Here is a 26,960-nt window from a genome sequence, read left to right on the forward strand (position 1 = left end):
CCGCTTCGCTGGGTTTTTGAGCAGCTCTTGTTTGATCTGGTTTACCAAAAGTGTATACACTTTTCGGCATTCCGGCTATTATCGACTGATGGAATCGTCAACCACGCACACCATCGTCGAAGCCCTGACCAAGGCCATTGTGGAGCACAGGCTGCACCCGGGCACCAAGCTGGCCGAGCAAAAACTGGCCGACCATTTCGGCGTCTCGCGCACGCTGGTGCGGCAGGCATTGTTCCAGCTCTCGCAAAACCGCCTGATCCGCCTGGAGCCGGCGCGCGGTGCTTTCGTGGCGGCACCGTCCGTGATGGAAGCGCGCCAGGTGTTTGCCGTGCGCCGCATGCTCGAAGCTGAAATGACACGGGCCTTTGTGCGCGAAGTCACCCCCGCCAAAATCAAGGCGCTGAAAGAACACGTCGCTCGGGAAAAGTCGGCGGTCGACCTCGGGGACGTGTCCAGCAGGACCGAGTTGTTGGGCGACTTTCATGTGCGCATGGCCGAGCTCATGGGCAACGAGGTATTGGCGCAGATGCTTGGCGAGCTGACCTCGCGTTGCGCCCTCATCACCCTGATGTACCAGACCGCCACCGCCGCCGAACACTCCAACGACGAGCACGCCGAAATCGTCAGGGCGCTGGCTGCCAAAGACGAAGCCCTGGCCGTACGCCTCATGAACGAACACCTGCTGCACGTCGAGGAAAACCTCGCCTTCGACCGCAAGGTGCCTACCAACGATATTTCAATGGCACTGTCATGAACACTGGCTACCCTAGAGACCTGATCGGCTACGGCCGCAACCCGCCACAAGCCAACTGGCCGGGGCGGGCACGCATCGCCGTGCAGTTCGTCCTCAATTACGAAGAAGGCGGCGAAAACTCGGTGCTGCACGGCGACGCCGGCTCCGAACAGTTTTTGTCCGAGATGGCCAATCCACCCAGCTTTTCCGACCGGCACCTGAGCATGGAAGGCATCTACGAATACGGCTCACGCGTAGGCGTATGGCGCATCCTGCGCGAGTTTGAAAAACGCAAGCTGCCACTCACCGTTTTCGGCGTGGGCATGGCGCTGCAGCGCCACCCCGAAGTCGCCGCGGCCTTCACTGAACTCGGCCACGAGATCGCCTGCCACGGCTGGCGCTGGATCAACTACCAGCAGATTGACGAAGCCACCGAGCGCGAACACATGCGCCTGGGCCTGGACGCGATTGAAAAGCTCACCGGCACACGCCCGCTGGGCTGGTACACCGGCCGCGACAGTCCCAACACGCGCCGGCTGGTGGCCGATGACGGCCGGCTCGAATACGACAGCGACTACTACGGCGACGACCTGCCTTTCTGGACCGAGGTAAAGCGTACCGACGGCCAGGTCGTGCCGCGCCTGGTGGTGCCCTACACGCTGGACACCAACGACATGCGCTTTGCCCTGCCGCAAGGCTTCTCGCAGGCCGACGATTTTTTCATCTACCTGCGCGACAGCTTTGACGCGCTGTATGCCGAAGGCAGTGCGTCGCCCAAGATGCTGAGCATCGGCATGCATTGCCGCCTGCTGGGCCGGCCAGGCCGCATTGTGGCGCTGCAGCGTTTTCTTGACCACGTGCAAAAGCATGAGCGTGTCTGGGTCTGCCGCCGCATCGATATTGCGCGGCACTGGCAGGCCAACCATCCCTACATGCCCCGGCAGGAAAGCTGAACATGGCCATCACGCTTGAACAAGTCAATGCCGTACCGCGCGCAGAAGCGCTGCAACTGCTCGACGGCCTCTATGAGCATTCCCCCTGGATTGCCGAAAAGGCGCTGGACGCCCGCCCTTTCCAGTCCCTCCCCCACCTGAAGCACACCATGGCGCAAGTACTGCGCGAGGCCGGCAAGGACGTGCAGGTCAAGCTCATCCAGGCCCACCCCGAACTGGCCGGCAAAGCCATGGTCAGCAAAAGCCTGACGGCGGAATCGACCAACGAGCAAGGCAAGGCCGGCCTCACCGACTGCACGCCCGAAGAGTTCGCCACCCTGCAAAAGCTCAATGCCGACTACAACGCGAAGTTCGGCTTTCCTTTCATCCTGGCGGTGCGCGGCCCGCGCGGTGACGGCCTCAGCAAGCAACAGATCATTGAGACCTTCACACGCCGCCTGCAGAGCCACCCTGACTTTGAGCTGCAGGAAAACCTGCGCAATATCCACCGCGTGGTGGAGCTACGGCTCAACGACAAGTTCGCCGCCACGCCCGCGCTGGGCAACGACGTGTGGGACTGGCAGGAAACGATGTCGCAGTACAGCGACCCGGGCTACCTTGAAAAGGGCCAGCTCACGGTGACCTACCTCACCGATGCGCACCGTGCCTGCGCGGCCTTCATCAGCAGCACCATGCGAGAGTGCGGCTTTGACGAGGTGAAGATCGACGCAGTAGGCAACGTGGTGGGGATCTACAAGGCCGCCACCCCCAACGCCAAGACCCTGCTGACCGGCAGCCACTACGACACCGTGCGCAACGGCGGCAAATACGACGGCCGGCTCGGCATTTTTGTGCCCATGGCCTGCGTGCGCGAGCTGCACCGCCAGGGCAAGCGCCTGCCCTTCAACTTTGAGGTGGTCGGCTTTGCCGAAGAAGAAGGCCAGCGCTACAAAGCCACCTTTTTGGGTTCAGGCGCGCTGATCGGCGACTTCAAGCCCGAGTGGCTGGACCAGAAAGACGCTGACGGCATCACCATGCGCGAGGCCATGCACAACGCTGGCCTCAAGCCCGAAGACATCACGCAGATCAAACGTGACGCGAACAACTACCTCGGCTTTATCGAGGTGCACATCGAGCAAGGCCCGGTCCTCAACGAGCTCGACCTGCCGCTGGGCATCGTCACCTCCATCAACGGCAATGTGCGCTACCTGTGCGAGATCACCGGCATGGCCAGCCATGCCGGCACCACGCCCATGACCCGCCGCCGTGACGCTGCCGCGGCCACAGCTGAACTGCTGCTGTACGTGGAGCGGCGCGCAGCGCAAGACGGTGACTCTGTCGGGACCGTCGGCATGCTACAGGTACCCAGCGGCTCCATCAACGTGGTGCCGGGGCGCTGCCTCTTTTCGCTCGACCTGCGCGCGCCCATCGATGCACAGCGTGACGCGCTGGTGGCCGACGTGCTGGCCGAACTCAAAAGCATTTGCGAGCGCCGCGGTGTGCACTTCGCGACCGAATTGACCGAGCGCGCCGCCGCTGCACCCAGCGCACCTGTCTGGCAACAGCGCTGGGAAGCCGCTGTGCAAAGCCTGGGCGTGCCTCTGTACCGCATGCCCAGCGGCGCCGGCCACGACGCGATGAAACTGCACAAGGTGATGCCGCAGGCCATGCTTTTTGTGCGGGGCCAGAACTCCGGCATCAGCCACAACCCGCTGGAAAGCACCACCAGCGACGACATCGACCTTGCGATCCAGGCCCTGGCGCATCTGCTCACCCATCTTTCTTCTGAAAAGCAATGACCCTCACTACAGATTACGCCCGGCTCGACAGCTGGATCGATGCCCATTTCGACGAGGAAACCACTTTCCTCCAGCAGCTCATACGCGTGCCCACCGACACACCGCCGGGCAACAACGCGCCGCATGCCGAGCGCACGGCTGAACTCATCAAGGCCTTCGGTTTTGACGCTGAGAAACACCCCGTGCCCGAAGCCGAAGTGCGCGGCTACGGCATGGAGTCCATCACCAACCTGATCGTGCGCCGCAAGTACGGAGGTAGCGGCGAAGGAGAAGGCGAAGGCAAAACCATTGCCCTGAACGCCCACGGCGACGTGGTGCCGCCCGGCGAAGGCTGGACCAAAGATCCCTATGGCGGCGAGATTGAAGGCGGCAAGATTTATGGCCGCGCATCGGCCGTCAGCAAGTGTGATTTCGCCAGCTTCACCTTTGCGGTACGCGCGCTGGAGTCGCTGGGCGCGCCGCTCAAGGGCGCCATCGAACTGCACTTCACCTACGACGAAGAGTTCGGCGGCGAAATGGGCCCGGGCTGGCTGCTCAAAAAGGGCCTGACAAAACCCGACCTGCTGATCGCGGCGGGTTTCTCATACGAAGTCGTCACCGCGCACAACGGTTGCCTGCAGATGGAAGTCACGGTGCACGGCAAAATGGCGCACGCCGCCATTCCCGACACCGGCATCGACGCCTTGCAGGGCGCGGTGCACATCCTCAATGCGCTCTATGCGCAGAACGCGCTCTACCAGCAGGTGACGTCAAAGGTCGAGGGCATCCAGCACCCTTACCTCAACGTGGGCCGCATCGAAGGCGGCACCAACACCAACGTCGTGCCCGGCAAGGTGATGTTCAAGCTGGACCGCCGCATGATCCCCGAAGAGAACCCTGCCGAGGTCGAGGCCAATATCCGAAAAGTGATCGCCGACGCGGCTGCTGGCTACAAGGGCATCTCGGTCGACATCAAGCGCCTGCTGCTGGCCAATTCGATGCGGCCGCTGCCAGGCAACAAGCCATTGGTCGACGCCATCCAGAAGCACGGCGAGGCGCTCTTCGGCCAGGCCATTCCGGCCATGGGCACGCCGCTGTACACCGACGTGCGGCTGTACGCCGAGGCCGGCATTCCCGGCGTGATCTATGGCGCCGGCCCACGCACGGTGCTGGAGTCCCATGCCAAGCGGGCCGACGAACGCCTGGACCTCGAAGACCTGCGCCGCGCCACCAAGGTGATTGCGCGGACGCTACTCGATCTGCTGCTACCCGGCCCGGGCTGATGGCAGGTTACTCGTGGGTGTAGTCCAGCAGCGCAAGGTATTCCTTGCGCTCGGCCTTGACCCACTGCTTGACGCCGATCTCGGACATGATGCCGGCCGATTGGCTGTTCATGGCCAGAAGGGAGTCCTGCAGACGGCTGATCATGTCCGCCGGCACGCCGGGGGCGGCCAGCACCGACCAGTTCACCACCGGCTGGGTTTCACCAATGATGCGGCCTCCGCCTTCCTGCCATTTCCTGGCGATGGTCGGGTTGACCGCACCCACCTCGGCAAGGCCTGCCGCCACCTGTGCCGATACGGAATCCTGGTAGCGTGTGTAGGAAATATAGGGTTCGCGCACATTCAGGCGGCGCATCTCGGCACGCGCGACCGCCACCGTGGCGGACGATTCGTCGGGCATCAGGATCTTCTTGCCGCTCAGTTGCCCGATGTTGTTGATGGGCGAGTTGTTCTTCACGATAAAGGCGGCCTGGTAGGGCTCGGGCCTGCGCACCAGGGGTTGGTAACCTCCATCGCGAACCAGCTTGGACAGCTGGTTGACGGATTTTCCGAACACCATGAGGGGCTTTTGCTCCGACGATGCCTGCCGCACGAAGTTCTGGATGTCGATGACGGGGTCAACCACCACCTGCTTGTTGCGGATCTGCCCTCCCAGGTAGTCGGCCAGCCCCCGGTAGCGCAGGGCCAGCATCGAAATGCTGAGGTCTGCTGTAACCGCCTCATTGATCAGCAGCCTCCAGCGGTCTACACCCGCCAGCTGGCCCGCCGCCTGCTGGCTCCAGCTGACCATGGGAAAGCCCTGCCAGGCCACGGCAACCGCGGTGCCCACCACACCGCGAAGAACCGCGCGGCGACCGGTAACTTGTGACAGCATCGGAGTATTCATTTGATCACCTTCAAAGGGTTAATTGCAGATTGCACGGTCTTCTTCGCTGCCTCGTCTTCCCATTGCCTGGCAGCTGTCAAGGTTGCCTTGAATGCCAGCGCACTCTCAAGCAGCCATTTCTTGTTGTCTTCCGAGAGCGCGTAGCTCAACCTGAACTCGTCCATCGGCATGCGGTCCTCGCGCACGGCCTTGATCAACCGGTCTACCTCTGCCGCGGCATGCGCGGGTGTCGACAGCAGCACCAGGCGGCTCATCTTGTCGGGGTTGTTGGGTACATGGCAGTTCACGCACTGCGACTCGCGCATCTGCAGCGCCAGGTCACGGTAGCGTTTGTCGACGTTGCTCAGGTACGGGTTTTCCGGCCGGTACAAGCCGTCGAACAGCGTCACCGCCGGTTGGGTGTGACCCTTGTCGTCAGTCCACAGCCATGGGCCCTGGTATTTTTCATGCTGCACCGCCTGCACCGGTTGCAACAGCGGCGTGGGTGCCACGTCGGTGAACTGCGCCACCTTGATGGTGCCCGTTTCGGGGCTGATCCACAGCATCATGCTGCGGGCGTTTTCGTACATCGACCACTTGGCCTCGTCGTGCCAGAACGGATAAGGAAACTGGCCCGGCGGCAGGCGGTTGCGAAAGGCCGCCTCAAGCCGCACCAGGAACATCTTCTCGTCGGCCACCCATTCCACGGTATGCCGGCCGTTGAACATGAAGAGCGGCGCATACATGCCGGTCCAGGCGTCGGGGGCGAACTGGGTCAGGTTGGTCTGGCGCAGCGTGGCGTTGTCTTTTTTGTTTTGACGGCCCCACAGCATGATGGGCGCCACGTGTGCACGCAGCTGGCTCGGGCCGAACAGCGTTTGCCGGCACTGCGTGTAGGCATTGACGTCAGCGGCCGGCGCCAGCGGGCAACTGCTGGCGAGCTCCGCGGCAATTTCCGCCGCGGCCCGTGCGATGTCGGGCGGTATCGCCCTTTTTTCCTGGGCTTGTACGCCGCAGGAAAATGCCAAGGTGGCAGCCAGCAGTGCGGCCCGCCACGGCGAAAGTGAAAACAGACGTGCTTGAATCAACGTACCCATTTTTTACTCCCTCGTGTAGTCCAACAAATCCAGGTAGTCCTTCCGTTCCGCTTTGGCCCAGGCCTTCACGCCCATCGAAGCCATCACTGCGGCGCTTTCTGAATTGGTGGCCAGCAGCGCGTCGCGCAGCTGCTGCACCATGTCCGCGGCCAGGCTGGGACTGGCAAGTACTGACCAGTTCACCACCGGCTGGGTTTCAGCCACCACGCGCCCGCCGTCTTCCACCCACTTTTTGGCAATGGTGGGATTGACCACGCCGATCTGGCCCATTCCGGACTTCACAAACTGCGCGACTTCCTCCTGGAAGCGGACATGCGTCACGCGGACCTGCCCAAGCTTTTGGCGCCGCAGTTCCGCCAGCGCCACCGCGCTGGTGGCGGCAGACTCGTCGGGCATGATGACTTTTGCATCAACCGCATCCGCCAGGGTTTTAATGGGCGAATCCTTGGCCACGATGAAGGCCGCCTTGTAAGGGTCGGCGCGCCGCACCACCGGCTGGTAGCCGTTGTCGCGCACCAGCTTGGCCAGCTGGTTGACAGACTTCCCAAAGACAAACTCCGGCTTGCTGGCGCCTTGGGCCACCGCCATGAAGCGCTTGATATCCACCATGGGCTCCACGACGACAGGCCGCCCCTTGAGCTGGGTGCTGATGAAGTCGGCGGCAGGGCGATAACGGTTGGTCAGCAAAAACGAGTTGGTGTCACCGCCTACCGCTTCATTGACCAGCAGCCGCCAGTTCGCGCCACCTGCCGGTTTTTTAGCCGCAGAAGCAGCGGCAGCAGCCGAAACCTGGGCCCAGGCGCTACCCGGCCCACCCATACCCCCTGCGAGGGCGCCCAGGCCCAGGATTGACAACATCTGACGGCGAAGCTGCGAGGAAGGTGTTTTCATGAAAGCCTTGTTTTGGAAAGCCCACTGACCCAGTACATCGTTGCTGGATGACTTCGGCTACTGCCCCAAGGCTTTGTCAAGGCTTCGGAACTGCATCGCCTTGCGGCTTAATCCTTGTCACCTACGCAAATACACTCTATGGACCGGCTGCAAAAATAGTCAAAGGCTGTTGATGGCACCCGCCCTGTCAGGGCTGACAGGTAAACCCCGGCAAAGGCACCTGCGCGGCGAGGCCCGGCTTCAAGCAATGGCAGCGGTCCGGATCAAACGTAAACAGCTGTAACGCCTTCAACCCAGCCCAAAGACTTGTTGATGGCCGGGACTACGGCGTGCAATCCGCCATCTTTTAATAGCTGCCTCTGGGCATCCCCCCGGCCAGGCCGGCCAATATGCGGAAGACGGGCAAGGCCGTGCGCCCAAAATACGGATGCCAAAACATCACAAAATGCATCCTGTGAGTAATCCCAGTGTGCGAACAATGACAGCGCCTGAACGCGGCAGGTGTTGCTCTTAGGCCAATCCGCATTGCCCAGCGGCAAGACCCACCAAGCGCCTGAACTGCCGAGGCAATGCCAAAGTTCTACTTCACAGCGTGGCAGGCATTGTTTTTGCTGTATCGTTTTGAGGTTCGCTTCGATTTCACGGCCACCGCGTTCTTATGCTGATTGCTGGCCTGCCGGTCCCCCTTTTCGCAACCCATTCAAGAAAATTCCCGCCATGAAAAATCGTGCACCTGCCGCATCTGCCTTTCCCAGCCTTGTCGCCAGGATGACCGGGGCGGTGATCGCCCTGGCAGCCCTGAACGCCCATGCGCAAAACACGCCGATCAAGTTTCAGCTCGACTGGCGCTTCGAAGGCCCGGCCGCCCTCTTCCTCACGCCGGTGGCCAAGGGGTACTTCAAGGCCAACAAGCTCGACGTGACGGTGGACGCCGGCAACGGCTCGGGGGGCGCGGTCACGCGTGTGGCCTCGGGCACCTACGACATGGGCTTTGCCGACCTGGCCTCGGTGATGGAATTTCACGCCAACAATCCCGACGCGCCCAACAAGCCGGTCGCGGTGATGATGGTCTACAACAACACGCCGGCCTCCGTCATGGCGCTCAAAAAATCGGGCATCAAGACGCCTGCCGACCTGAACGGCAAAAAAATGGGCGCACCGGTGTTTGACGCCGGCCGCCGCGCCTTCCCGATTTTTGCCAAAGCCAACAACATCACCGGCTTTCAGTGGACAGCCATGGACCCGCCGCTGCGCGAAACCATGCTGGCCCGCGGCGACGTGGACGCCATCACCGGCTTTACCTTTACCTCGCTGCTCAACCTGGAAGCGCGCGGCGTCAAGGCTGAAGACGTGGTGGTGCTGCCCTATGCCGACTTCGGCGTGAAGCATTACGGCAACGTGGTGATTGCCTCGCCCAAACTCATCAAGGAAAACCCGGCGGCCATCAAGGCGTTCCTGCAAGCCTTCACCAAGGGCGTGAAAGACGTGGTGGCCGACCCGGCCGCCGCCATCGAATTCGTGAAGGCGCGCGACGGCATCATCAATGTGCCGCTGGAAGTACGCCGCCTGCGCCTGGCCATCGACACCGTCATCAACAGCCCCGACGCACGCGCCGAAGGCTTCGGCCAAGTCAAGGCGCCGCGCCTGACGCTGATGGCGTCGCAGGTGTCGGACGCCTTCGGCACCAAAACCCGCGTGAATCCTGATCTGGTGTGGAACGGCAGCTTCCTGCCCACCGCAGCGGAACTCAATGTGTTGCCGAAGAAATGAACCCGGCTTCATGCGCCATTCCTGGTGCTTTTCCGGCCTGAATTGCTACATTTTTAATAGCTGCTTGCGCGCGGCCTGATTGGGCCAGAAGCCATTTTCATACCTAAAACATGCCATTCGCCGCCGCTGACAGCCCTTTTGTTGACTTCCGCGACGTCTGGCTCGCCTACAACGACGAGTTGCTTGCGCGCAAGCAATTCTCCGTTGAGGCCATAGACCTGCAGGTGCGGCAGGGCGAGTTCATCGCCATCGTCGGGCCGTCGGGTTGCGGCAAGTCCACCTTCATGAAGCTGGCCACCGGGCTGAAGATGCCGTCGGCCGGGAGCATCCTGATTGACGGACGGCCTGTGACCGGCCCGCTAAAAATTTCCGGCATGGCCTTCCAGGCGCCATCACTGCTCCCGTGGCGCACCACCGTCGGCAATGTGCTGCTGCCGCTCGAAATCGTCGAGCCTTACCGCAGCCAGTTCAAGGCCAGGCGCAAGGAGTTTGAAGAGCGGGCGCGCAAGCTGCTGCAAAAGGTGGGCCTGGCCGGTTATGAAGACAAATTCCCCTGGCAGCTGTCGGGCGGCATGCAGCAGCGCGCCAGCATCTGCCGCGCGCTGATCCACGAGCCCAAGATGCTGCTGCTGGATGAGCCCTTCGGTGCGCTCGACGCCTTCACGCGCGAAGAGCTCTGGTGCATCCTGCGCGACCTCTGGACCGAGCAGCGCTTCAACGTGATCCTGGTCACGCATGATTTACGCGAGTCGGTGTTCCTGGCCGACACCGTGTACGTGATGAGCAAAAGCCCGGGACGCTTTGTCGTGCGGCGCGAGATTGAACTGCCACGCCCGCGCGACCTCGAAGTGACCTATACCCGCGAGTTCAGCGACATCGTGCACGAGCTGCGCGGCCATATCGGCGCGGTCCGCGGCGGAGCGCAGCCATGAACATGAACAACAAACAGCTCGAACGCTGGGCGCCATGGGTGTTACTGGCAGCCGTGGTGGCGCTGTGGCAGGCGGTGTGCGCCGGTTTCTCGGTGCCGGAGTTCATCTTCCCCGCGCCACTCGCCATTGCCCAGGCCATGGCTGAATTTGCCGGCCCGATCGCCGAGGCCGCCTGGAAAACCTTCTGGGTCACGATGGTGGGTTTCGGCCTGTCCATCGTGGTCGGCGTATTGCTGGGCTTTCTGGTGGGCTCGTCACGGCTGGCCTATGCCGCGGTTTACCCGCTGCTGGTGGCTTTCAACGCGGTACCCAAGGCCGCGATTGTTCCCATCCTGATTGTCTGGTTCGGTATCGGCGTCGGCCCCGGCATCCTCACGGCTTTCCTGATTTCGTTTTTCCCCATCACCGTGAACATGGCCACGGGCCTGGCCACGCTGGAGCCCGAACTCGAAGACGTGCTGCGCGTGCTGGGCGCCAAACGCTGGGACGTGCTGGTCAAGGTCGGCCTGCCGCGTTCCATGCCCTACTTCTTTGCCTCGCTCAAGGTCGCCATCACGCTGGCTTTTGTCGGCACGGTACTGGCTGAAATGACGGCGGGCGATTCGGGCATTGGCTACCTCATGCAAAGCGCCGGATCGCAGCAACGGCTGGCGCTGGCTTTTGCCGGGCTGGTGGTGATTGGGGCGATGGCTATGGCGATGTATGAGCTCTTCAGCTATGTGGAGAAGCACACTACGGGGTGGGCGCATCGGGGGTCGCAAGGGGACTGAGGTATTCAGCCGGGTCTTGCTCCGGCGTGGCGCTCTTTGCTGAGGGCTGCTGGCCGGGGGTTGCCCGGCATGCAACTCACTTTCTTTTGCTTCGCCAAAAGAAAGTAAGCAAAGAAAAGGCGACCCTGGTTCCTGCGTCCCTTCGCTGCGCTACGGGCAACCTGCGGTGCTCGGTCCAGCCGGGGTCAAAAACAACTCGCTTCGCTCAAACAAGTTTTTGCCCTGATCCGTCTGGCCCTGCGCTCCTCGGCGCATACACAAGGGCCAATACGAACAAGGACTCGCCGTGGCGAGTCCTTGTTTCTTCAGGTATTCGGGTTCTTATCTTCGGCTGTTGGTATTCCTTCTCCCCATCCCTTCTGTATGCGCCGAGGAGCGCAGGGTCAGGCGGACCAGGGATCGCGATTGTCTGAGCCGAAGGCGAGTTCGAGCGAGACCCCGCCTGGACCGAGCACCGCAGGTTGCCCGCAGCGAAGCGGAGGGACGCAGACAGCAGGGTCGCCTTTTCTTTTGCTTACTTTTCTTTTGGCGAAGCAAAAGAAAAGTGAGTAGCGGCCGGGCTACCCCCGGCCAGCTACCCTCAGCAAAAAGCGCAAAGGCCGAAACAAGACCCGGCCTAAAGAAACCGTTCCAACAACCGCCGCGACCCCCGGTCCAAAGCCGTCATATCCCGCACGCTGTACTGCACCCCCTGGCTGCCGGCAATCAGCAAGCCCGTGCGCCCCAGTCGGCGAATATCTTCTTCGCCCTTGAGCACAAAAGACGTCTCACCCCGGTCGGTCTCCACCGTCCACACACTGGGGGTGGCAAAGGTCGAAACGCTTTTCAGCCGCGTCACCTCGGGCACAAAGTCGCGCAGGGCCAGTTCTTCCTCCAGCAAGGTACGCGCGTCCGCTGGCAAGGCCTGCAGGTCTTCCACCCAGGCCACCTCGTGCCCTTCGGTGTTAATCAGTGAAATGCCTTCGTCGGGCGCAGCCAGGGGAAAGGCTCGTACCGGCACCACGCCCACATGCTGCAGGCCGTCGGCATCGACGAACACCAGCCGGCCTGACGCCGTGCGTTCCAGGGAAAAGGAAGGAGAAGAGAAATGAGAAGAAGTTGTCATGTGCAATCCTTGGCTTATCGGTTGCCGGTGTGCTGTGCGGTGTGGGCCAGCTGCGAGGTGGCCACTGCGATAAGGCTTTGCGCCGCTTCCTCGCCGCCCTCTTCGCTGTCGACCTGGCGCGCCTGGGCCTCGTACAGGCGCCAGTAGGCCCCCTGCTTCGCCATCAATTCGTCGTGGGGTCCCACTTCCACCACCTGGCCGCGGTCCATTACCACCAGGCGGTCGGCCTTGCGCAGTGTTGAAAGGCGGTGGGCAATGGCAATCGTGGTGCGGCCCTGCACCAGGTTGTCGAGGGCACGCTGGATTTCCTTCTCGGTTTCAGTGTCCACCGACGAGGTCGCTTCGTCGAGGATCAGGATGCGTGGGTTGATCAGCAAGGCCCGCGCAATCGAGATGCGCTGGCGCTCACCGCCCGACAGCCCCTGGCCGCGCTCACCCACCAGCGAGTCGTAGCCCTGCGCCAGCCGCAAAATGAATTCATGCGCATGGGCGGCACGCGCGGCCGCGACGATTTCAGCGCGAGTGGCGCCCGGCTTGCCGTACGCAATGTTTTCGGCAATCGTGCCGAAGAAAAGAAACGGCTCCTGCAGCACCAGGCCGATGTTGCGGCGGTAGTCGGCCACACCGAAACGGCGGATGTCGGTGCCGTCCACGCTGATGGAGCCGTCGCTCACGTCGTAAAACCGGCAGATCAGGTTGACCAGCGTGCTTTTGCCCGAACCGCTGTGGCCCACCAGGCCGATCATTTCGCCGGGGCGGATCTGCAGGTCCAGCCCGCGAATGACGGAACGGTTGCCGTAACGGAACCCGAGGTTCTTCATGTCGATGCGGCCTTCGAGCGCGCCAATCTTCACCGGGTTGGCCGTTTCGGGCACGTTGGAGACGTGATCAAGGATGTCGAAAATGCGCTTGGCGCCGGCAGCCGCCTTTTGCGTGACGGAAACGATGCGGCTCATCGAATCGAGCCGGCCGTAAAAGCGGCCGATGTAGGCGATGAAGGCCGTCAGCACGCCGACCGTGATCTGTTGGCGCGACACCAGCCAGATGCCAAAAGCCCACACAACCAGCAGGCCGACTTCTGTGAGCAATGAGACGGTGGGCGTGAACAGCGACCAGGTCTTGTTGAGCTTGTCATTGACCGCCAGGTTGTGCTGGTTGACTTCGCGAAACCGCTGGGCCTCACGCTTTTCCTGGGCAAAGGCCTTGACCACGCGAATGCCCGGAATCGTATCGGCCAGCACATTGGTCACGTCCGACCAGACGCGGTCGATTTTTTCAAATCCGGTGCGCAGCTTGTCACGCACCACATGGATCATCCAGCCGATAAACGGCAGCGGCAGCAAAGTCACCACCGCCAGCCAGGGGTTGATGGAAATAAGGATCACCGCGGTCATCACGATCATCAGCACGTCGGTGGCGAAATCCAGCGCATGCAGCGACAAAAACACGCAGATGCGGTCGGTTTCCGAGCCGATGCGGGACATCAGGTCACCGGTGCGCTTGCCGCCAAAGTAGTCCAGCGAGAGCTCCAGCAAGTGGTCGAAGGTGGCGGTGCGCAGGTCGGCGCCTATGCGCTCGGATACCAGCGCCAGCAAATAGGTGCGCGCCCAGTTCAGCGCCCAGCCCAGCACGGCCGCGCCCAGCAGGCCACCCAGCAGCAATCCCACCTTCCAGGGCTCGATCTTCTGGCCGTTCTGGAACGGGATCAGGATGTCGTCCATCAACGGAATCGTGAGGTAGGGCGGCACCAGCGTGGCGGCGGTCGACGCCAGGGTCAGCAAAAACCCGGCCAGCAGCTGGTACCGGTACGGATCGGCAAACCGCCACAGGCGCAGCAGCACCCAGGTGGAAGGCGGCGTGTGCAGCTCGCGCGCGCAGGCCGGGCACTCTTCGCTGTCAGGCGGCAGCGGCAGGTCGCACTCGGGGCACAGGGCCGTGTCCTCGGCCAGCGCCGCGGCATCGCCCGCCGCCGGGGCCTGCTGCTGGGCAAACAGGCGCACCAGGCGCAGGGCCTGCACATTGGCACCCAGGGTAAACCGCCAGCTGGCCAGCCGCCGGCCGGCCTCGTGCAGCTCCAGCGTGCCCACGCCGGCATGGTCGAAATGGCGCAGTGAAAGCCCCTGCAATACGGTGCCATCGGCGTTCGCCATGGGCCAGCTGGCCCATACGCCTTCAGGGCTGCAGGCCAGCAGCCGGCGGTCCGTCAGGGCCAGCAGGCCCCGGGCGAAATGAAGTTGGTTATCCAGGTCAACCACCAGCGTGCACAAAACGTTCTCTTGGGTTGCAAGTTGTGAGCGAAGCCCTGCCAGAACAGGGTCGGTAGGGCTGGAGTCGTCTGCCGGGTGGTTGTGTTGCATTGTGTTGTGGAAAATCTTGGCGTCCCGCATCTGGCGCGGCAGGGTATTCGCAGGTTCTTCGTAGTTGTGCGAATAGGCCCGAAACAGGGATTTTCGCCGAATGCGGCCTGGCACGACGGAGTTTGACCATATCAACCCCCTGAAAATGACGGAACCATCAAAATCGACCCCTGGCGGCCATCGCCGCGACAAAAACAACAACATAACGAGACACAGGGACCCACCGAGACCTTGACCGGCCTCACACTGAAATCCATCGGCCAGGGCCGAGCCTTGCTCCCCGGGGTGCCAAGGCCCAGCCCTGCCGACAATTTTGCGAAAAATGAGCCCACAGGACGACATCAAGCTGCTGCGCATCAACTACCTGCGCGGCCCCAACATCTGGACCTATCGGCCCGTGCTGGAAGTCTGGCTGGACCTCGGCAGCCTCGAAGACTTCCCCTCCAACCTGTTGCCGGGCTTCAATGACCGCCTGGTCGCCCTGTTGCCGGCCCTCGTCGAACACCATTGCGGCGTGGGCGAGCGCGGTGGCTTCATCCAGCGCCTGCTGGAAGGCACCTGGTCCGGCCATGTGCTGGAGCATGTGGTCATCGAGCTGCTGAACCTTTCCGACATGCCGACCGGCTTCGGCCAGACGCGCAGCACCTCCCAGCGCGGCGTTTACCGCATGGTGTTCCGTGCCCGCGACGAGCAGGTCGCCCGCACCGCGCTGGCTGAAGGCCACCGACTGCTGATGGCCGCCATCAACGGCACAGACTACGGCCAGGCCGGCGTGCAGTCCGCCGTCGAGAAAATCCGGACCAAGGTGGACGACTGCTATCTCGGCCCCAGCACGGCCTCCATCGTGGCGGCCGCCACCGACCGCCGCATTCCGCATATCCGGCTGAACGACGGCAACCTGGTGCAACTGGGTTACGGCGCCAGCCAGCGCCGCATCTGGACGGCCGAAACCGACCTCACCAGCGCCATCGCCGAAGGCATCGCCCACGACAAGGACCTCACCAAAAGCCTGCTGGCCACCTGCGGCGTGCCGGTGCCTGAAGGCCAGATCGTCGCCACAGCCGAAGAAGCCTGGGAAGCGGCCGAAGACATCGGCCTGCCGGTGGTCGTCAAGCCGTCCGACGGCAACCACGGCCGTGGCGTGTCGCTGGACCTCAAAACACAGGCCGAAGTCGAAGGCGCATTCGAAGTTGCGGCGCGCCATGGCAGCGAAGTCATGGTCGAGCGTTTTGTGCGCGGCAACGAACACCGCCTGCTGGTGGTAGGCGGCCGTGTGGTCGCCGCCGCGCGCGGCGAGGCGGCCTGGGTCACCGGCGACGGCAGCTCGACCGTCTCACAGTTGGTAGACGCACAGCTCAACACCGACCCGCGCCGCGGCGTCGGTGAAGACTTCCCGCTGGGCCGTATCAACACGGCGAGTGACGGCGCCATCATTCTTGATCTGCAGCGCCAGGGGCTGAGCCCCGAAGCCATACCGGCCGTGGGCCGCGAGGTGCTGATCCAGCGCAACGGCAATGTGGCCATCGACTGCACCGACCAGGTTCACCCTGACGTTGACCACATCGTGTCGCTGGCCGCTCGCGTGGTGGGCCTGGACATCGCCGGGGTCGATGTGGTGGCGCAAGACATCTCGCGCCCGCTGCACGAGCAAGGCGGCGCCATCGTTGAAGTGAACGCCGGCCCAGGCCTCCTCATGCACCTCAAGCCGGCCGAAGGCGCGCCGCGCCCGGTGGGCCGTGCCATCTGCGACCACCTTTTCCCCGCCACCGACTCCGACAGCCCTGACGGCCGCATTCCCATCGTCGGCATTGCCGGCTCCAGCGACAACCAGCGCGTGGCGCGTCTGGTGGCCTGGCTGCTGCACCTGTCGGGCCGGCACACCGGCCTGGCCTGCCAGGGTGGGTTGTTCCTGGACCAACGCTGTGTGGACGCATCCAACTGCGCCAACTGGGAAGCCGGCCAGCGCCTGCTGATCAACCGCGCCGTGCAGGCAGCCGTGTTTGAAAACGGCGCCGACACCATCCTGCGCACCGGCCTGCCCTATGACAAATGCCAGGTGGGTGTCGTTACCGACCTGGGCGGCGCCGAAGGCCTGGCTGAATTCGACATCACCGAAGCCGACCAGATGTACAAGGTCATGCGCTCGCAGGTCGATGTGGTGCTGCCCGGCGGCGCCGCCGTGCTCAATGCCGCAGATCCCCGCATCGCCGAAATGCAGGAGCTTTGCGACGGCGAAGTCATTTTCTACAGCACCGACCCCAAGGCCGAGGCCATTGCGGCGCATTGCGCCAAGGGCGGCCGCGCGCTTTACCTGCGCCAGGACCAGGTCGTGCTGGCCACCGGTGCCAGTGAGGCTTTTTTGCCGGGCCTCGGCAAGCTTGCCGCCTGGCGCGAACGCCGCGGGTTGTCCGAGGGTGGACTGCTGGCCGCCGTGGGCGCCGCCTGGGCGCTGGGCATCCCCCTCAATTTGATAGGCGCCGGCATGGAAGCCTTTGAAACCACCCCTAAAACCGCCGGGAGTGCCGAGTAATGGAAGTGTCCCGTATCCGGGCCCTGCGCGGGCCCAACCTCTGGAGCCGCCACACAGCGCTCGAAGCCATCGTTGCCTGCACTGCGGTGGAGTGCAATATCACGGGCCTGCCAGGCTTTGAGCCGCGCGTGCGCTCGCTGTTCCCCGAGATGGGCGCCTTCCGGCAGACCGGCCACGCAGGCCCCGTCTCACTGGCCCATGTGCTTGAAGCCGCCGCGCTGGCGCTGCAGACGGCTGCCGGTTGCCCCCTCACCTTCAGCCATACCGCCTCTACTGTTGAAGCGGGCACCTACCAGGTCGTGGTCGAGTACAGCGAAGAAACCGTCGGCCGGCTGGCCTTCGAGCTGGCGCAAGCATTGATCCACGCCGCCCTGCGCGACACCGCGTTTGACCTCGACGCCGCGATTGCCCAACTGCGCGAACTCGACGAAGACGAACGCCTCGGCCCCAGCACCGGCGCGATTGTCGACGCCGCCGTGGCACGCGGCATTCCCTACCGGCGCCTGACCAAAGGCAGCATGGTGCAGTTCGGCTGGGGCTCCAAACAGCGGCGCATCCAGGCCGCGGAAATCGACGCCACCAGCGCCGTGGCCGAATCCATCGCGCAAGACAAGGACCTCACCAAAAAACTGCTGCGCGCGGCCGGCGTGCCCGTGCCGCTGGGCCGCCCGGTCACCGATACGGACGATGCCTGGGCCGCGGCCCTGGAAGTGGGTTTGCCGGTAGTCGTGAAACCGCTGGACGGCAACCAGGGCAAGGGCGTCACTGTCAACATCAGCACGCGCGAACACCTGGACACCGCCTGGAAAGCAGCCGCCGAATACGGCGAAGTCATGGTCGAAAAATTCCTTCCCGGCAGTGACTTCCGCCTGCTGGTGGTGGGCAACAAGCTGGTGGCCGCCTCGCGCCGTGAGCCGCCGCAGGTGGTGGGCGACGGCCTGCACACGGTGCGTGAGCTGGTCGACATCGTCAACCAGGACCCCAAACGCGGCGAAGGCCATGCCACCTCGCTCACCAAGATCCGCTTCGACGATATCGCCGTGGCTCGCCTGGAAGCACAGGAACTCACGCCCGAATCCATTCCCGCCAAAGGCCGGCGCGTCATCCTGCGCAACAACGCCAACCTCAGCACCGGCGGCACCGCCACCGACGTGACCGATGACGTACACCCCGCAGTAGCCGCCCGCGCCGTGGCGGCCGCACAAATGGTCGGCCTGCACATCTGCGGGGTCGATGTGGTGTGCGAAAGCATGCTGCGCCCGCTGGAAACACAAAACGGCGGCGTCGTTGAAGTCAACGCCGCGCCCGGCCTGCGCATGCACCTGTCGCCCTCGTACGGCAAGGGCCGCGCCGTGGGCGTCGCCATGATCGACGAGTTGTTTGCCCCCGGTGGAAATGACGTCAATAACGGCCGCATCCCGGTGATTGCCGTCACGGGCACCAACGGCAAGACCACCACCACACGCCTGATTGCCCACCTGCTGGCCGCCGACGGTCTGCGCACCGGCATGACGAATACCGACGGCGTCTACATCAACGGCCGGCAAACCGACAGCGGCGACTGCAGCGGCCCCAAGAGTGCGCGCAACGTGCTGATGCACCCTGACGTCGACGCGGCCGTGTTCGAAATCGCCCGCGGCGGCGTGCTGCGCGAAGGCCTGGGCTTTGACCGCTGCGAAGTCGCCGTTGTCACCAACATCGGCAGCGGCGACCACCTGGGCCTGAACTACATCACCACGGTGGAAGACCTGGCCGTGCTCAAGCGCGTGATCGTGCAGAACGTCTCGACCACCGGCTACGCAGTGCTCAATGCCGCCGACCCCATCGTCGCCGACATGGCCGCCACCTGCCCCGGCAAGGTGATCTTTTTCGCCGCCGACCGGCACCACCCGCTGATGGCCACGCACCGCGCACAAGGCAAGCGCACCGTGTACGTCGACGGCCCCATGCTCGTGGCCGCCGAAGGCGCCTGGGTCGAGCGCATCGCACTGCAGGGGGTGCCCGTCACACGGGGCGGCACCATCAGTTTCCAGGTCGAGAACGTCATGGCCGCAGTCGCCGCCGCCTGGGGCGCCGGCCTGAACTGGGACACCATCAAGCGCGGCCTCTCCAGCTTTGTGACCGATGCGCACAACGCGCCCGGACGCTTCAACGTCATGGACTACAAAGGCGCCACCGTGATCGCCGACTACGGCCACAACCCCGACGCCATGCGCGCGCTGGTGGCCGCTGTTGACGCCATGCCGGCCACGCCAGGCCAGCGCCGCAGCGTGGTGATCAGCGGCGCCGGCGACCGCCGCGACAGCGACATCCGCGACCAGACCATCATCCTGGGCAGCGCGTTCGACGACGTCATCCTCTACCAGGACGCCGCCCAGCGCGGCCGCGCCGACGGTGAAGTCATGGGTCTGCTGCGCGAAGGCCTCGACAAAGCCCGCCGCACCAAGCAGATAGACGAAATCCGCGGCGAGTTTCTGGCCATCGACACCGCGCTTTCGCGCCTGTCACCCGGTGACCTCTGCCTGATCCTGGTCGACCAGGTGCAGGAAGCGCTGGACCACCTGGCCGCGCGGGTGAAGGAAGCCAAAGAGAAAATCACGAGCTGATTCCCCAGGCCTGCAGGCGGCAAAAGAGGAGCGAAAGGCGCCAGGGGCATCACCCTGCGGCCTTTCGCCGACTCCGAAGCCTTCCAAGCCTCCGAGAAGCCTGATAAACGCAAAAAAATCGCTTCCCGAGCCAAAAATTTAAGCAAAAAGAGGCTACGGCGCATACAGAACCTGCGCGAGCAGCTCCTGAATTCATAGCAAAGCCAGGCTGCCTGCCCGCGTTAAACTTGCCCCATGACCTGGAACGCGACCCTCGCTCTCGACTACACCCACCAGGCCGGCAAGACCCTTGCCCACTTTCGCCATAGCGGCCCCCTGCGCATCCTGCAAAGTCTTTACCCCGAAGGCGACGCGATTTGCCACAACGTCATCGTGCACCCGCCCGGCGGCCTGGTCGGCGGCGACACGCTGGACCTGGCCTTCAGCGCAGCACCCGGCACACACGGCCTCATCACCACGCCCGGCGCCACGCGCTTTTACCGCTCCGCCGGCGAACCCGCCCTGCAGCGCACCCGCCTCGACCTGCAGGCCGGCGCCCGCATGGAATGGCTGCCGCTGGAAGCCATTTGCTACAACGGCTGCCTTGCCGAAAACCGCCTGACCATGACGCTGGCGCCCGGCGCCGAACTGATCGGCTGGGACGTCACCGCCCTGGGCCTCCCCGCCGCCAGCCAGCCGTTCGAGAGCGGCAGCTTTCGCCAGCACATCGAAGTGCCCGGCGTCTGGCTCGAGCGCGCACGCATGGACGCCACGGACACCTTGCTGATGAACAGCCCGCTCGGCATGGCCGGCAACCGCTGCCTCGCATCACTCTTTTTTGTCGCCGGCAGCAAGCTGGAGCGCCATCGCCGCCAGCTGGCGCTGGACTGCGCACGTGAGGTGATGCAGGCCCATGCGCTGAGTGCCAGCGCCGGCGCGACCAGCCCCGACGGGCAGGTCGTCGTCATCCGTGTGCTGTCGCCGGTGGTTGAACCTGCCATGGCCTTGCTCAAGCAGGTCTGGCAAGCCTGGCGCACACAGCTCTGGCAGCTGGCACCCTCCACCCCGCGCATCTGGTCGATGTAGTCCAGCAGCTGCTCACGCAGGCTGTACAAAAAAACATCTTCAGAAAATTCGCTACGCCTGCCCCGCAGCTCTACGGATTTTGTAGTCTTTAGTTAGCCGTTACCCGCGCAAGCCCCGACCCGTCAAAAACGGCTGAAAGACCTGTCCTACAGGCGAATGGGCTTAGGGCACGGCTTACCCGGACCTTTTCCTTTCATGGCCGTTTCAGGTAGCGGCCCAGACTCCATTTATCGATATCCATCGAGTTTCGAACAAGGAGTTTGACCATGACCTCATCCCTGAATTTCCGCCTTGCGCGCATGACAGCCTGTTTCGGCGCAGCCGCCCTGCTTTCCCTGGGTGCTGCTGCCCAGATTGCTTCCGGCACCACCGGGATCGACGCCACGGGTGACGCCAGGAGCGAAATGGCCGCCTGTAACAACGGCAAGACCCAGCAAGACCGGGCAACCTGTATCACTGAAGTGAAGAACGCCAATGCCGCCAAACGCGCCGGCAAGGTCGACAACGCCAATGGACAGTTCGCCGCCAATGCATTGAAGCGCTGCGATGTCTTCAAGGGCGAAGACCAGGTCGCCTGCCAGGCCCGTATCGTGGGCTACGGCAAGGCTGAAGGCAGCGTCGCCGGCGGCGGTGTGGTGCGCGAAGTTGAAACCGTTGTGGTGCCCTCAGGCGCCACCAACGTGCGCGTGCAGCCGCAGACCTCGACAGACATTGTGGTGATCCCGGCGCCAGTCGCCTCACCGCCGCAATAACCAGTTGCCACTCGCTCCGCCGGGGTTTGATGAATTCACCGGATGGAGCAGAAGCAAAGGTGGGCCGCTTGCGGCCCACTTCTTTTTTGTGCGCGTTTTGTGGGCAAGTTTTCCATATCACCGGTTTCTCCAGGCGACGAATCTTTCATGCGCCGCCAACGCAGGTAATCCCCCCGTAAAGTCCACCCCGGCAATGCCTTTCGGGTGCATGATGGGGAGTATCGTCGCGCGTCCACTGCGGGACGCCGACCCCTTGTCCCCCCGGCCATCACCCGCCACGAAAGCATCCATGCAAAAACCCTCGAACACCTCGCCCGAGAAGCCACAACTGGCGCGCGCGCTCGAAAAAAACGATGCCGTGCAGGACACGGTGGAAAGATCGGCACAAGAACTGCTGCTGATCAACAAGGTCCTCGAAAAAGAAATTCCACCCGCGGTCAAAACAGGCGACGTTGCGATGGCGCTGGTAAAAACCGCGGAACTGGAAGACCAAATCCAGAGCTCCGCGGAAGAGCTGGCACACGTCAACGACCTGCTGGAACGGGAGATTGCGGAGCGTGCCGAACTGGAGAAAAAACTGCTGGCAGCCACAGCCGGTATCGCAAAAAAAGACACACCCAACGCCAGCAGTTGAAGAAAACAGAGCCGACACCTTGGTGCCGGTCTTGAGTCATGTAAAAGTGGGCCGCTTGCGGCCCATTTTTTTTAGCCTTCCTGCTTATCGGCCTGTACAGATTTCAGCACGCCATCCGCCTTGAACATGGCCTTGATGCCGCGCACCGCCTGCCGGATGCGGGCTTCGTTCTCGATCAGGGCAAAGCGCACATGGTCGTCCCCGTGGTCGCCAAAGCCGATGCCGGGTGACACGCACACCTTGGCCTTCTCCAGCAGCTGCTTGGCAAACTCCAGCGAGCCCAGCTTGCGGTAAGCCTCCGGAATGCGCGCCCAGATGTACATCGAGGCCTTGGGACAGTCCACGGCCCAGCCCGCCTCGACCAAGCCTTTGTAGAGCACGTCGCGCCTGGCTTGGTACTGCGCGGCGATGTCTTTCACGCATTGCTGGTCGCCTTCCAGCGCGGCAATCGCAGCCACCTGCAGCGGAGTGAAGGTGCCGTAGTCGTGGTAACTCTTGATGCGCGCCAGTGCGGCCACCAGGTCGGGGTTGCCCACCATGAAGCCGACTCGCCACCCGGCCATGTTGTAGCTTTTAGAGAGCGTGAAGAACTCCACCGCAATATCTTTGGCGCCCGGCACCTGCATGATGGACGGCGCCTTCCAGCCGTCGAACACGATGTCTGCATAGGCCAGGTCGTGCACCACAAAAATGTCGTGCTTGCGCGCCAGTGCAATCACCTTCTCGAAAAACTCCAGCTCCACGCACTGCGCGGTGGGGTTGGAAGGAAACCCCAGCACCATCATCTTGGGCTTGGGGTAGCTGCCGCGAATGGCTTTTTCCAGCTCGGCGAAAAAATCCGTGTCCGGTGTCAGCGGTACCGAGCGAATGTCGGCCCCGGCGATCACCGCGCCGTAAATGTGAATGGGGTAACTTGGGTCCGGCACCAGCACGGTGTCGCCGCGGTCCAGCGTGGCCAGCATCAGGTGGGCCAGGCCTTCCTTGGAGCCAATGGTGACGATGGCCTCGGTGTCAGGGTCAATCGCCACCTGGTAGCGGCTCTGGTACCAATGCGCAATGGCGCGCCGCAGCCGCGGAATGCCCTTGCTGGCCGAATAGCCGTGCGTGTCGGGCCGCTGCGCGACCTCGGTGAGCTTGGCCACGATGTGCGCGGGCGTGGCCCCATCGGGGTTGCCCATGCTCATGTCGATGATGTCTTCGCCGCGCCGGCGCGCCGCGATTCTCAGCTCGGCCGTGATGTTGAAGACGTAGGGGGGAAGCCGGTCAATGCGCGCAAAGCGGCGCTTGCCTGAAGAAGAGGCGGACATAAGAAACTTTCACGTAAGCGCCCGGAACCGTCCGAGCGACGTGGCTGGCAATGGGGCCAGCCGACGCCATGGTAACCGACAGGCAGGCGGCTTACAACCGGTGCCACCGCCCATGGTCTACCATGCGGGGCTTGGCCGCCGGCACGGAGCCGGAAGGCATAAAAACAAAGGGAACCATGGACTCCGCAATGACCACCACAGAAACCTATTTGATCGCCATGGCGCTCATCTTCGCGGTGCCCTACCTGATCTGGCGGGTTCTCAGGACCGACTACTACGCGCCGCTGGTGGTGGTGCAGATGATCGCCGGCATTTTGCTGGGCCCGGGCATCCTGGGCAAGGTCTACCCCGACTACTACGCCTTTGTCTTCAGCGCGCCGGTGGTGCAGTCGCTCAACGGCATTGCCTGGTGGGCCGTCATGGTCTTTGTCTGGATCGCCGGCATCGAGCTGGACCTCAAAAAAACCTGGGAACACCGGCGCGAAAGCGGCATCACCGCCGGCCTGGCGCTAAGCACACCGCTGGTGTTGGGCTGCGTCGTGGCCGCAGGCATGCTGATGTACCCAGGATGGCTGGGCGCGCAAGGCATGCCCTGGCAGTTTGTGGTGGGCGTCGGCATGGCCTGCGCCGTCACGGCGCTGCCCGTGCTGATCCTGCTGATGGACAAGCTCGCCATCCTGCGCCAGCCGGTTGGCCAGCGCCTGATCCGTTACGCCAGCCTCGACGACATCGCGATCTGGGGCGTGCTGGCGCTGATCCTGATGGACTGGAAACGGGTGGGCACCCAGGTCGGTTTTCTCGTGGCGTTCGGCGTTGTGAGCTACGCCTTCCGCAAGCTCATGGTGTGGTTGCCCGAGCGTGACCGCTGGTACGTCGGGTTGATCTGGCTGATCGTCTGCGCCTTCGGTGCGGAATGGGCCGGGCTGGACTACATGATCGGCGCTTTCCTGGCCGGCGCCGTCATCGACGGCGAGTGGTTCGACCAGGAACACATGGACCTGCTGCGCCATCATGTGCTGCTGGTGATGATGCCGGTGTTCTTCCTGAGCGCGGGGCTGCGCACCAACTGGTCCGTCGGCGGAGAGGCCGTTTTTATCGCCGCGGCGGTACTGCTGGTGGCTTCAGTCGGCGGCAAATTGATGGGCACTTACATCGCAGGCAAAGTGCTGAAGTGGGCGCCCGGTGAAGGCTCCATCATCGGCTGGCTGCTGCAGACCAAGGGCCTGATCATGATCATCTTTGTCAACATCCTGCTGAGCAAGAAAATCATCACCAACGAGACCTTCACCGCCCTGCTGTTGATGGCCATTGCCAGCACCATGCTGACGGTGCCGATGACGGCACCCCGGCTTCAGCGCATGAAAGAGATCATCTTTCGCTCGAAGTAACCGGCGTAATCGGAGTAATTGGCCTTCTGGCGGCCTTCCAGCGGGCCAGCACGAACTCCAGCGCCAAAACCAGCAGGAATCCGCAGGCATAGGCCAGCACGTCCATCCAGTCGGCTACCGAACCCAGCAGAATCTTCAGCACCCGGTTCTGCACGTGCCAGCCATTGACGCTGGCCACATACTGGGCCAGCTCCACGAAGCAACCCACCGCAAATGCCACCAGCGCCAGGCCGCGGGTGTTGGCCTTGATCACGGTCTTGAGCAGAAGGTACACCCACACCACTGCCAGCACGTCGCCGACAAAACCGCGCACCCAGAGGTGGTGCGACCACACGGTTGCGATCAGCACTTCAATGATGAAGACAAGGATTGCCCAGAGTGCTGCTTCGCGGTCAAAGCGCAGCTTCACGCGGGAAGCGCCCGTCTCAGTCGGGGACATGGATGCGCGCCTTCACATGCTTCAGGTTGGCCACGATGGTGAAGGTCATGACCACCAGCAGCGACCAGGAACTCCATTTGCCCACATGGACAAGGGACCAGGCGCCCAGCTGGTTGGGGTAATGCCAGAGGCTGAAGAACGTGCTGATGTTTTCCGCCACCCAGATAAAAAACCCGATCAGCAAAAAGCTCAGCAGCAAGGGCATGCTCCGGTCCCGGTCATAGGGCCGGAAGATCACCGTGGACCTGGCGTACAAGCCGCCCAGGCAGGCGGCGATATACCAGCGGTAGTCGCCCAAAAAGTGGTGCGTGAAAAAGTTACCGTAAATCAGCACCGCAATCACCACACCCATCCAGTAAGGCGGGTGATGCCGGATGCGCAGGTCAAACAGTCGCCATGCCTGGATGATGTAGCTGCCCACCGCCGCATACATGAAGCCGGAAAACAGCGGCACGCCAAACACCTTGGTATAGGCAAAGTCCGGGTAGCTCCAGGACTGGATGGACCCGGAGGTCTTGAAGACCTCCAGCGCAAACCCCACCACGTGAAAGAGGCAGATGGCTTTCAGCTCATCCAGGGTTTCCAGCTTGGCCAGCACCATCCAGCCTTGAATCAGCAGCGCAATCAAAAGCAGCAGGTCGTAGCGCGGAACACCGGCCACACCGGCCCGCGGCACCAAAAACACCGCCGCAAAGAACAAGCCCGCAAAGAGGCAGGCCCTGGCTTCCTTGAGGCCGAAACAGCCAAACTCCACCAGAAAGCGGCGAAAGCCCGACAGGCCCGCGTGAGATTTCGTCTGGATCAGCCAGTTGTCCAACGCAAGCAACGCCATCGGCATCTACCTTTTTTTGATTGTTTTTAGCCGGTTTGTTTCGGCGACCGCTGCGATTCTACGTTCGCGGAACTGATACGAATATCGGCATGCCTGCAGGCACAAAAAAGCCCGGGCACACCGGGCTTGACGCAAAGGGGCGGCAGGAAGCCCGCTTAAATCGCCACCAGCTGCCGTACGCCGTTGGTTTCCATGTCCTTGCCCTGCCCACGCGCAATGAATTCACCGCGCTCCATCACCAGGTAGTCGTCGGCCAGTTCCTGCGCGAAGTCGTAGTACTGCTCCACCAGCAAAATGGCCATGTCACCGCGGTCGGCCAGCATGCGGATCACGCGGCCGATGTCCTTGATGATGCTGGGCTGAATACCTTCGGTTGGCTCGTCAAGAATCAGCAACTTGGGTTTGGCCGCCAGAGCACGCGCAATGGCCAGCTGTTGTTGCTGCCCGCCCGACAAGTCACCGCCGCGCCGGTTCAGCATCTGCTTGAGCACCGGAAACAGCTCATACAGCTCGGCAGGAATCGGCGTGCTGGCGCTTTTGTAGGCCAGGCCCATGCGCAGGTTTTCTTCCACCGTCAGGCGCGCGAAAATCTCGCGGCCTTGCGGCACAAAGCCCATACCTGCACGGGCGCGCTCATACGGCGTGTTGCCCTGGACAGGTTTGCCGTCGAATTCAATCGTGCCGGTCTTGATGGGGATCAGGCCCATCAGTGATTTGAGCAGCGTGGTCTTGCCCACGCCGTTGCGGCCCAGCAGCACCGTAACCTTGCCCAGGTGAGCGTCCAGGCTCACGTCCCGCAGGATGTGGGAGCCGCCGTAGTATTGGTTGATGTTTTTTACAGTTAGCATGCGCACGGTACTCCCAAGCCAGTGACCGCGTGGAACCGGCTTCGCC

General features: G+C 63.0%; 22 protein-coding genes. 13 read left to right on the forward strand and 9 right to left on the reverse strand.

Annotation, left to right across the window (positions count from 1 at the left end; all coding sequences use genetic code 11):
• Positions 1-88 precede the first annotated feature (88 nt).
• Genes AC1D11_RS11125 through AC1D11_RS11140 form a run of 4 tightly spaced genes read left to right on the forward strand, consistent with a single transcriptional unit; the run spans position 89 to position 4,726 of the window.
• Positions 89-754 carry a GntR family transcriptional regulator gene (locus AC1D11_RS11125; RefSeq protein ID WP_477647819.1) on the forward strand — a complete coding sequence of 222 codons (666 nt, stop codon included), beginning with the start codon at positions 89-91 and terminating at the stop codon, positions 752-754.
• The gene (gene puuE, locus AC1D11_RS11130) at positions 751-1,686 is read left to right on the forward strand and encodes an allantoinase PuuE (protein WP_477647818.1); all 936 of its coding nucleotides are present in this window, start codon (positions 751-753) and stop codon (positions 1,684-1,686) included. Before AC1D11_RS11125 ends, puuE begins: the two co-directional genes overlap by 4 nt.
• A gap of 2 nt (positions 1,687-1,688) precedes the next feature.
• Entirely contained in the window at positions 1,689-3,464 is a 1,776-nt protein-coding gene (gene uraD / locus AC1D11_RS11135; RefSeq protein WP_477647817.1) for a 2-oxo-4-hydroxy-4-carboxy-5-ureidoimidazoline decarboxylase, read from the forward strand.
• Entirely contained in the window at positions 3,461-4,726 is a 1,266-nt protein-coding gene (locus tag AC1D11_RS11140; RefSeq protein WP_477647816.1) for a M20 family metallopeptidase, read from the forward strand. Before uraD ends, AC1D11_RS11140 begins: the two co-directional genes overlap by 4 nt.
• Positions 4,727-4,733: 7 nt before the next feature.
• On the opposite strand, the gene AC1D11_RS11145 is transcribed toward AC1D11_RS11140, so the two are convergent.
• The 3 genes from AC1D11_RS11145 to AC1D11_RS11155 are packed head-to-tail and all read right to left on the reverse strand — an operon-like array spanning position 4,734 to position 7,579.
• Positions 4,734-5,612, reverse strand: coding sequence for a phosphate/phosphite/phosphonate ABC transporter substrate-binding protein (locus tag AC1D11_RS11145; protein ID WP_477647815.1), 879 nt, complete (start codon positions 5,610-5,612; stop codon positions 4,734-4,736).
• Positions 5,609-6,688, reverse strand: a complete 1,080-nt coding sequence (locus AC1D11_RS11150) for a hypothetical protein (RefSeq protein ID WP_477647814.1) — start codon at positions 6,686-6,688, stop codon at positions 5,609-5,611. Before AC1D11_RS11150 ends, AC1D11_RS11145 begins: the two co-directional genes overlap by 4 nt.
• A 3-nt stretch (positions 6,689-6,691) precedes the next feature.
• On the reverse strand, positions 6,692-7,579 hold the full coding sequence (locus AC1D11_RS11155; RefSeq protein WP_477647813.1) for a phosphate/phosphite/phosphonate ABC transporter substrate-binding protein: 888 nt from the start codon (positions 7,577-7,579) through the stop codon (positions 6,692-6,694).
• Positions 7,580-8,347: 768 nt separating this feature from the next.
• On the opposite strand from AC1D11_RS11155, the gene AC1D11_RS11160 reads away from it, so the two are divergent.
• The 3 genes from AC1D11_RS11160 (at position 8,348) to AC1D11_RS11170 (ending at position 11,051) form a co-directional block, all read left to right on the forward strand.
• Entirely contained in the window at positions 8,348-9,349 is a 1,002-nt protein-coding gene (locus AC1D11_RS11160; RefSeq protein ID WP_477647894.1) for an ABC transporter substrate-binding protein, read from the forward strand.
• A gap of 110 nt (positions 9,350-9,459) precedes the next feature.
• The gene (locus AC1D11_RS11165) at positions 9,460-10,281 is read left to right on the forward strand and encodes an ABC transporter ATP-binding protein (protein ID WP_477647812.1); all 822 of its coding nucleotides are present in this window, start codon (positions 9,460-9,462) and stop codon (positions 10,279-10,281) included.
• A 2-nt stretch (positions 10,282-10,283) separates the two neighbouring features.
• Positions 10,284-11,051, forward strand: coding sequence for an ABC transporter permease (locus AC1D11_RS11170; RefSeq protein WP_477647893.1), 768 nt, complete (start codon positions 10,284-10,286; stop codon positions 11,049-11,051).
• Between the two features lie 616 nt (positions 11,052-11,667).
• On the opposite strand, the gene AC1D11_RS11175 is transcribed toward AC1D11_RS11170, so the two are convergent.
• Together AC1D11_RS11175 and AC1D11_RS11180 are read right to left on the reverse strand one after the other, a co-directional pair.
• Positions 11,668-12,156, reverse strand: a complete 489-nt coding sequence (locus tag AC1D11_RS11175) for a cyanophycin metabolism-associated DUF1854 family protein (RefSeq protein WP_477649734.1) — start codon at positions 12,154-12,156, stop codon at positions 11,668-11,670.
• A 14-nt stretch (positions 12,157-12,170) separates the two neighbouring features.
• On the reverse strand, positions 12,171-14,513 hold the full coding sequence (locus AC1D11_RS11180; protein ID WP_477649735.1) for a cyanophycin metabolism-associated ABC transporter: 2,343 nt from the start codon (positions 14,511-14,513) through the stop codon (positions 12,171-12,173).
• Between the two features lie 322 nt (positions 14,514-14,835).
• Here AC1D11_RS11180 and AC1D11_RS11185 point away from each other — a divergent pair, with 322 nt between their 5' ends.
• The 5 genes from AC1D11_RS11185 to AC1D11_RS11205 all read left to right on the forward strand — a co-directional run bounded on the left by AC1D11_RS11185 (position 14,836) and on the right by AC1D11_RS11205 (position 22,100).
• The gene (locus tag AC1D11_RS11185; protein ID WP_477649736.1) at positions 14,836-17,043 is read left to right on the forward strand and encodes a cyanophycin synthetase; all 2,208 of its coding nucleotides are present in this window, start codon (positions 14,836-14,838) and stop codon (positions 17,041-17,043) included.
• A complete protein-coding gene (cphA, locus tag AC1D11_RS11190; RefSeq protein ID WP_477649737.1) occupies positions 17,043-19,649 on the forward strand; it encodes a cyanophycin synthetase in 2,607 nt (868 codons plus the stop codon). The genes AC1D11_RS11185 and cphA overlap by 1 nt, the downstream gene beginning before the upstream one ends.
• A 234-nt stretch (positions 19,650-19,883) precedes the next feature.
• The gene (locus tag AC1D11_RS11195) at positions 19,884-20,714 is read left to right on the forward strand and encodes an urease accessory protein UreD (RefSeq protein ID WP_477649738.1); all 831 of its coding nucleotides are present in this window, start codon (positions 19,884-19,886) and stop codon (positions 20,712-20,714) included.
• A gap of 266 nt (positions 20,715-20,980) precedes the next feature.
• Positions 20,981-21,466, forward strand: a complete 486-nt coding sequence (locus tag AC1D11_RS11200; protein WP_477649739.1) for a hypothetical protein — start codon at positions 20,981-20,983, stop codon at positions 21,464-21,466.
• 289 nt (positions 21,467-21,755) lie between these two features.
• Entirely contained in the window at positions 21,756-22,100 is a 345-nt protein-coding gene (locus AC1D11_RS11205) for a hypothetical protein (protein ID WP_477649740.1), read from the forward strand.
• 71 nt (positions 22,101-22,171) lie between these two features.
• Here AC1D11_RS11205 and alaC read toward each other — a convergent pair whose 3' ends face one another.
• On the reverse strand, positions 22,172-23,407 hold the full coding sequence (alaC, locus tag AC1D11_RS11210; protein ID WP_477649741.1) for an alanine transaminase: 1,236 nt from the start codon (positions 23,405-23,407) through the stop codon (positions 22,172-22,174).
• 188 nt (positions 23,408-23,595) lie between these two features.
• Between alaC and AC1D11_RS11215 the strand changes: the two genes are divergently transcribed.
• Entirely contained in the window at positions 23,596-24,795 is a 1,200-nt protein-coding gene (locus AC1D11_RS11215; protein ID WP_477649742.1) for a cation:proton antiporter, read from the forward strand.
• On the opposite strand, the gene AC1D11_RS11220 is transcribed toward AC1D11_RS11215, so the two are convergent.
• The 3 genes from AC1D11_RS11220 to urtE form a co-directional block, all read right to left on the reverse strand.
• Positions 24,776-25,234, reverse strand: coding sequence for a ribosomal maturation YjgA family protein (locus tag AC1D11_RS11220; RefSeq protein ID WP_477649743.1), 459 nt, complete (start codon positions 25,232-25,234; stop codon positions 24,776-24,778). The two genes, AC1D11_RS11215 and AC1D11_RS11220, sit on opposite strands and share 20 nt — an antisense overlap.
• Entirely contained in the window at positions 25,221-26,066 is an 846-nt protein-coding gene (locus tag AC1D11_RS11225; protein ID WP_477649751.1) for a DUF817 domain-containing protein, read from the reverse strand. Before AC1D11_RS11225 ends, AC1D11_RS11220 begins: the two co-directional genes overlap by 14 nt.
• A 155-nt stretch (positions 26,067-26,221) precedes the next feature.
• Positions 26,222-26,914 (reverse strand): urea ABC transporter ATP-binding subunit UrtE, encoded by a 693-nt coding sequence (gene urtE / locus AC1D11_RS11230; protein ID WP_477649744.1) that lies wholly within the window; start codon positions 26,912-26,914, stop codon positions 26,222-26,224.
• Positions 26,915-26,960 lie beyond the last annotated feature (46 nt).

It is taken from the genome of Polaromonas sp. P1_E11 (assembly GCF_056405995.1).